Source organism: Nitrospira sp. NS4, assembly GCF_049546785.1.
Taxonomy (GTDB): domain Bacteria; phylum Nitrospirota; class Nitrospiria; order Nitrospirales; family Nitrospiraceae; genus Nitrospira_D.
The window spans coordinates 267,779-275,000 of record NZ_JBMWAN010000004.1; the positions used below are offsets into that span (position 1 = coordinate 267,779).

Below are 7,222 nucleotides of genomic sequence, written 5' to 3' on the forward strand. Positions count from 1 at the left end.
ACCAGACTCAAACACAGGAACAGATTGGCCCCGAGCAACACGAGCCACTCTTCCGCACCACGTGTTCGGCAGGTTCATGCCGCCGTGCGATAGACCCACTTGGCCGCATCACGATTCCGCTCGGCCAACGCTTTCGCCTCCCTTCTCGCCGCTGAGAAGTTGATCCCTCCGAAAAACACGGTCATTAGCATCAGGGCCGCGGCAATCATGTAGCCCATCGGAATCTCCGGCCACGTCACGGTTCTTGCCATCACCACAGATGCCGGCTTGGACGTCAATTCGGCCTCGGCCGCCGCCAATTGCGTGAACCGGTCCGCCGTCGCTGTCGTGCGATCGACCGCAGCAAGCAGACTGGCCAATTGATATTGATTTGACGCCCATGCGTCTTCCAGGCCGGTCTTAGCCTGCGCCATATTCATATGCATAATCGCCGTTCCCAGTCGCTCCTGAACCATGGCATACCGGCCGGCGTAGTCCCGGCTTGCATCGACAATCCATTGGCCGAGGGTGGCCTGCCACGTCGATGCGAATCCGCTATCAAGACGTTGCCCCATCCTTTCTGCCACATCGATCATGCCGCGGTTGTAATCCGATAGATACAGATCTGCCGACAAGATGCCGCTGCGAACGCCGCGCCGGGTAAAATTCACGATGGACCGTCCCATGACGGCCTGGACACGAGCCGCATGGTCATCGGGCACGGTCGCCGCGCGTTGTCTGATGATAGCGAACGGATCGCCTGAGGCGGATTGCAGGCTGCGGTGAGCCAGCATGGCCTGATTCCACTCTGAGAGGGCCGATGCCATCATGCGATCGCTCTGGTGCTGGAGAAGCGTTCTCTCGACGATGGCCTGCCCCAAGGCCGGCTGCAGCCAGGTCATTCCGGCGGTCATGACTGAGGGTTGTTCAAATGCGATTGGCTCTGAAGTAGCTACCAGGAACATCCCGCTGGTTGCGAACACGAGCAGGAGCGCTCCAAAGACGATGGCACACATGCCGACGCCGACCACGATGTCGATGCCGTTGTATCGATAAGACATAACAACCTCCTTTCTGAATCGGGCAATGCGGCGCGAGGCAAGCCAGCCAGGCGATCGGTTGCTCGGATCAGCTGAAACGGTGGATGAGGAGGAACGATGACCATGCTCTAGACCTCTCAATAACGGCTGGACAAAACCGATGCTGCATCGAACACCGTGGCCGACGCAACGCACGATCAGAAAAGGACCGCTCTATTGCAGTACTGGAGAGAAGAGCCCGTCTGGTGAAGAGTTTCCACCCGGCAGGTCCATACCGTTGAATCTGAGTTCCACGGAGGACCATAATCACCACCTGCAGAGTGAGGCGGTTACGAGAAGAACAACTCAAGCCTACGCCGCCACAGAACCTCTGTCAAGCAGCGGAAGACTCCGTCGAGCGGTTCCGCCGGCGGGAAAGATCGATGCGGCGTGAGCCGCATCAACAACCTCTTATTTCGAAATTTCCAAGTACCGCCAAGAGACTCGGGCAGAGATCTAACGATACCAACAACTGGTAGGCTTCATCGAAGAAGTCTTCCCGGCACCGCCACAAACCGGGATAACCCCGCTCCCACGACCACCAAGCGAAGAGACCCGGCACGACCAGCCTCCTCACATCTCCCCTTCTCACCACGCCTTATTTGTAGTAATGCTCGCGGACTTTCGCCTGCCACTTGAGGAAAACGGATGCGAGCGCCTTTCTCTCGGCATCCGACGCTGTTGCCTTGGGCATCTCATAGAGAAACACGTCAGATACTCCCAGATCAAAAATTCCGCCTGCCAAACCAGGCTCCTTGAAGACGAGAAGCGGAAGGCCTGCCGAAAATAGAATGCCTGCCTCAAGCTGATTCCACTCCGTCGGGAAAATGATTACGTTATTGACCTCAGTCTGTTTCGGCGTCCCGTGCTTCCGAATCCCCTTCAGCACTCGAAATTGTTCAAACCCAAGGATCACCCCTCCAGAGCAATGCCTGGCAAGCACCACCACCTCCCGGAGAGGAAATTGAGTGGCGAAGTCAGACACCCCGATGGCACGGGGCTCAAGCTCCAATCGATCCAACTCATCAAGAATGAGCTGCTTTGCGAGTTGTTGCTCCGGCGAAAGCGTCGTTGGAGCAGAGACGAAGACCGGTATCTTCATGCCTGCCACCCCCGCTGCTTCTTGCCCCGCGATTCCGGATCCTGACCGGTTTCAAGCTTCGCCACGATCTCTCCGACTAGTCCCAAGAAACCGGCGGTCGTGTCCCAGGCCTGTGTCTCTCGCCGTTCCGCTCCAGGGAGTTCCCTGACGAAATCTGCAACACACCACCAATCCCGATACCGCTCAAATTGCCGCTTTGTCGAATAGACCTCAAATGAAGCCACTCCCTTTTCCAAGACTAACTCTTCGATGTGCTCCAATGTCCTGTTCCGGACAATTTGATCGGTAGCGACCCCCCGAGGCCGTTGGCTTCTCGGATAAGCCAGTAGAAGCAGATACAACTCCGCCAATGTGGCGTGAGCCCAGGCTTTCGTCTCCGACTTATCAACCATCGAATCCAGCAGGGCGGACTGCTCGGCCATACGCCATTCCTCCACCCTCAACTTTTCTCCAAAGACCACGCTCAAGGAGAGGGACTGGCACAACACCCAGTGAAGGATATTTCGTTTCGGAGTATGGGCCCCACCCACCGAGGCCATGGCCGTATCAGTCCGGAGCCGACAGTACACCTGCTCATACTGATCACCGGCCCGCCTGAGGGACTTCACGGACTCGGCGAGATAGCGATTGTGTTCTCGCTCCCTTTCCTCCTCTGCCAACAAACCCGCGATACGATACTGAGCCTGAGATTTACGCTTCTCCGTACTGGCCAGCAACGCCTTCCCCTCCAATTCATATCGCCCGCTACTCGGCAACCAACGCTTCGCCTCCTCCTCCTTGGCAAAGAGCCGCTCAATTCGTCGCCCGTCGAATTGGTTCTGCCTTCCTTTGTTATTATCGATGAACACATCGATCTGGTTCATCGCACAGTTGATGGCCAGCCGGGCTTGCGCATACCGCATATCTTCAAGTTGCTCTTCCAGATCCTGAGGGAGCGCGGCATAACAGACGACGCTGGCCCAATCGTGGGTTTCAGACGAACTGAGGGCGAAGAGTTTCTTGCGCAGACGATGGATCACGATGCGGGGGTCTTCTCCCCAGAGCAAACCGTTATAAAGGACTTCGACCATGTGAACGGAACCGGGGATGGACAAGGGAAACTGAGAGGCCACGACAAACGGCACACCGGACTGATGGAGATCATGCGCAAAGCTGGCCCCATTTTGCTGGATCACTGAACTCACATGGCCGCTTTCACAAGTGGCCATCGTCACGACAGCCGGCAAGCGGGTCACATTCTTCCCTTCCACAACAGGGGGCGTCCTCAATCCGCGGAGTGCCATCGCAAACCGCTCCCCCCCGACGACATCGATCGCGTCGCGCCCATATTGGCTATGAAAGGCTACGCCGTAGGGCTTACCAGGCCTATTTTTGTCTTCCATACCGTGGGCAAGCACATGCACATGGGTATAGACCTCTTTGGCGCAGGCTTCTTCAACTGCGCTGATCGTGGCGCCGGTGATCACCGTCAGCATCCCCTTGGTGTTTTTCAAGATCTCATCACTGTCTTCCGGGTTCACCGCGGCCGCCCACGGATTGATCGCGTGAACCAGGGCCTGCACATGTTGCTTCAGCGGGACCTTCATCCCTCTCGGGGCAGCGGCCACGAACAGGATTTTGGGCTTCTGTGGCCAGGACACCGCCTGATTTGAAACCGTTCGCACTTGCCTCGTTAAACTGATCGGAGCGAGTGTTTGGAGCAGAAACCAGTTACCGTCTCCACCGGGACAGCCTTTCGGCACCTTCGACAACTCAAACGGCAACAAAGCCAGTTCGGCGGCCGAGATCACTAATGAAAGATGGGTCATGACTTCGCGCGTCTCTGAGCGATGATTGAGTTCAGCCACAAGCCCGCGAACAGAAGAGAGGATGTCCGTGACTTTTCCGGCCACCTCATCCAGCGCGCGATACCGGCGATGCAACTCCTCACTGCCCATACGCTGATCGACATAGCGCAGGTTTTCAAGCAGCGGCAAGAAGTCCTGATGCTCGTAGGGCACTTTGATCACGGCCGCTTCGTGATTGCCGCAGAGCCCCAGATAGTCTGTCAACGGCGACAACAGTTGATTGTGGGGCGGGCCCTTCCGCAAAAACTCCAATGCGACAGTTCGAACGGTGCTCATTGGCCCCCCTCCCCCATACGGGTCCCCGGCACTTCCTGTAAATTCCCGTTGTCCTGCGCTTCCCTCATGACCCCGTAGGTCTTCTTGGTTTTTGAATCGACGGCGATGGTGACGACCGTCGAGGGAGTAAGGACAAGCGGCCTCGGCTCCGTAGTGCCGGACAATCCGAGCCTCAGATTGTCGAGGGCTGCCATAGTCCCCGTCTGAAACGCCTTAAAGACCGCCTCAAACTGCTCCTTCTCCGTCAACAATTCCGGCGGCAGCCCGATGAGCCGGATCCAGGTGCCGGTATTGTAATAGTATTTACCCCCGGCTCGCTGAATGGCCCGGCGAAGATGGGTATGCCCTGCAATCAGGTAATCGACCTCCGGCCCGATTAACTTATCCAATTCAACGAAGGTCTCATCACGATCGGTCACAGAGAATGATTGATCCGCCCCCAACTGGAACTGCAACCACTTGCGGAGGAAATCCTCCTTGCCTTGCCCCATGCCCATATAGTCTTTGAAGGACTCCAGCACATTCGCCTGCAGAAACTGGACATTCTGGACCTCGGCACTGTCCTTCGGATCTTTTCCCTCCTCCACACTCCGATACGCCTCCAACAGGAGGGCATCCACGTCCTCGCGTTCCGCGCCGGAATAATCCGCAAAATGGGTATGCAGAAATTGCGCGAGCACTTCGGAGTCCGTTGGAGCATCTGCGTCCTTGTTGAGTTCCTCCTCGGCCGAAAGAAATCCGGTCCAATGCCGGACCTTGTCGCGTGAAAGAAACGTGGCCACACGGAGCAATTTCCCGATCGCCGACAGCTGGCTCGGATCCAACGCCGCCAACACCGGCAACACGGCCTTCGTTTCCGGCTTCAACAGGTCCACCAGAGGATACGTCATTTTGACCTTGTTCATGACGTCGACGACCAGACGAGTGCCGGCATTCGCATCCCACTCCTGCGGAGCCTGGCCTCGATTGACCGATCTCGCCACCTCTAACAACGCGCGATAGTCCACGAGATTCCAGGTATCAACTTCGTTCCCATGGACGCACAAAACGCGCTTCCCACCCACAGTGCAGGCAAATCCGGCCCCGTCGACCGCAAACAGCACGCGACCCCGCGCCGCCTCATTCCCGCCCGACAGCTCATCGAGTATCCACTCCCGAACATGGGGAAGCGCCAATTCCACATCGTGATTCCCCAGAACCAGCACCAATCGGCAATCGGGCGTATGCACAAATTTCTGCAGCGCTTCCCATACGGGCTTAAAGGCCTCGTCCTCGTGAAAGATCCTCGTCAACTTGGCGATCGCGCCGTCACTGTCGAGATAACTCCCTGCCCCATCATCTTCCGCCAGAAAATCGACGATGTCTCCATTCAGCACCAATCCAACCCGGCGCGGCCCCGATTGGGAGAACTTCTCGATGGTATTCGCCAATCGCTGCCCCTTATTGCAAATCTGAAAACCCGTCCTTCCTCCAAGGTGGAGATCGGAGACCACATGAAGCTCATCGAAAATTGGAATCATGAATGCCACCTCACTGACACACACTGCGTTTTTATTTGAAGGATTCCCCCGACACCAGCCCACACAAGTCGTTGCTACAGATTCTGCCAGCAGGCACCTGCGTCTGAATATTCCGAAAACGAAACCCGATCGCTAGCGCCCCCACCAAACTGGCAGTACGTGGATGGCCTGGCAGAAACATTCACCGGGTTGAACAACCTTATCCGAAGAGGCAGCCGAATTCTCAGTGGAAAGATGGAGCGCCTAAGCTTGATCGCCGTCACACGTGTCTCACCGAGCCGCTGAGTTTACAAAAGCGTATGATGCGACAGGTTAACGAAATCAGTTAAAAGAAGCTAGGCGGAAGAAGCTGGGCCGGAGTACTGCCAAGCAGAGGCTCACTCCCTTAATGATCAGGAGAAACTTACTGGACAATTCTGCGAACCTAGCAGCACAACATTGATCATACCTGCAGAAGCTCGGGTGAGTTTTCTTGTTGCGCCCATGGGTCAATTAGGCGCAACAAAATACCGTTCGCCAATCATCACGCCAGCAAAAGGCCACTGACCGTTTGATCAGCTGGCTTTTGGAAGAAAAAAGTGGATCATCCACGTCTTGTGCCTATATCTCAGGCTCTTCACCTTAATGCCTACATTGGATCCCATGATCACCACGAGATCTTCATGACTATCATATGGCAATAAAAAAGCCTGCTAGATTGCTCTAGCAGGCTCTTTTGAAACCCGGCAGCGTCCTACTTTCCCACTGCCTCACGGCAGCAGTATCATCGGCCTTGGAGGGCTTAACTTCCGTGTTCGGTATGGGAACGGGTGTGGCCCCTCCGGCAAGGCCACCGGGAATATTGAATACGTCTTGATATATCTCGCGATGCGATCGGCGTAAAAGATGAGCAGGTAATAACCATTCACGTTTCACACTTTCGTATCACGATGCGCACTGTGCTATGCGCGAAGACCATGTCTATCAGGAGCAAAGGATGTTAAACCGCACGACCGATTAGTACTGGTTAGCTACAGCCATCACTGGCCTTCCACACCCAGCCTATCAAACTCGTGGTCTACAAGTGGTCTTTAGGTAGCATATTGCTACGGGAGAGCTAATCTTGAGGCACGCTTCTCGCTTAGATGCTTTCAGCGATTATCGACACCGGACATAGCTACCCGGCGCTGCCGCTGGCGCGACAACCGGCACACTAGAGGTCCGTCCTTCACAGTCCTCTCGTACTAGTGAAAGCCCCTCTCAACTCTCCTCCGCCCACAACAGATAGGGACCGAACTGTCTCACGACGTTCTGAACCCAACTCTCGTACCGCTTTAATAGGCGAACAGCCTAACCCTTGGGACCAGCTTCAGCCCCAGGATGCGATGAGTCGACATCGAGGTGCCAAACCTCCCCGTCGATGTGAACTCTTGGGGGAGA

4 protein-coding genes and 2 rRNA genes (1 of these 6 only partly in view) are annotated in these 7,222 nt (G+C 56.0%); all 6 read right to left on the reverse strand.

What is annotated here, in order from left to right; genetic code table 11:
* Positions 1 to 74: 74 nt before the first annotated feature.
* Positions 75 to 1,040, reverse strand: coding sequence for a hypothetical protein (locus ACO9S2_RS13135; protein WP_423722834.1), 966 nt, complete (start codon positions 1,038 to 1,040; stop codon positions 75 to 77).
* 616 nt (positions 1,041 to 1,656) lie between these two features.
* Entirely contained in the window at positions 1,657 to 2,169 is a 513-nt protein-coding gene (locus tag ACO9S2_RS13140; protein ID WP_423722835.1) for a hypothetical protein, read from the reverse strand.
* The gene (locus tag ACO9S2_RS13145; RefSeq protein ID WP_423722836.1) at positions 2,157 to 4,283 is read right to left on the reverse strand and encodes a CHAT domain-containing protein; all 2,127 of its coding nucleotides are present in this window, start codon (positions 4,281 to 4,283) and stop codon (positions 2,157 to 2,159) included. The genes ACO9S2_RS13140 and ACO9S2_RS13145 overlap by 13 nt, the downstream gene beginning before the upstream one ends.
* On the reverse strand, positions 4,280 to 5,803 hold the full coding sequence (locus ACO9S2_RS13150) for a metallophosphoesterase (protein ID WP_423722837.1): 1,524 nt from the start codon (positions 5,801 to 5,803) through the stop codon (positions 4,280 to 4,282). Before ACO9S2_RS13150 ends, ACO9S2_RS13145 begins: the two co-directional genes overlap by 4 nt.
* A 720-nt stretch (positions 5,804 to 6,523) precedes the next feature.
* Positions 6,524 to 6,640 (reverse strand): 5S ribosomal RNA (rrf, locus tag ACO9S2_RS13155).
* A 138-nt stretch (positions 6,641 to 6,778) separates the two neighbouring features.
* Positions 6,779 to 7,222, reverse strand: a 23S ribosomal RNA gene (locus ACO9S2_RS13160); it runs 2,563 nt beyond the window's last position.

Bases quoted from the DNA above. Each gene is read 5' to 3' on its own strand.
- ACO9S2_RS13135 (WP_423722834.1), bottom strand. From the start codon at position 1,040: ATGTCTTATCGATACAACGGCATCGACATCGTGGTCGGCGTCGGCATG.
- ACO9S2_RS13145 (WP_423722836.1), bottom strand. From the start codon at position 4,283: ATGAGCACCGTTCGAACTGTCGCATTGGAGTTTTTGCGGAAGGGCCCG.
- ACO9S2_RS13150 (WP_423722837.1), bottom strand. From the start codon at position 5,803: ATGATTCCAATTTTCGATGAGCTTCATGTGGTCTCCGATCTCCACCTT.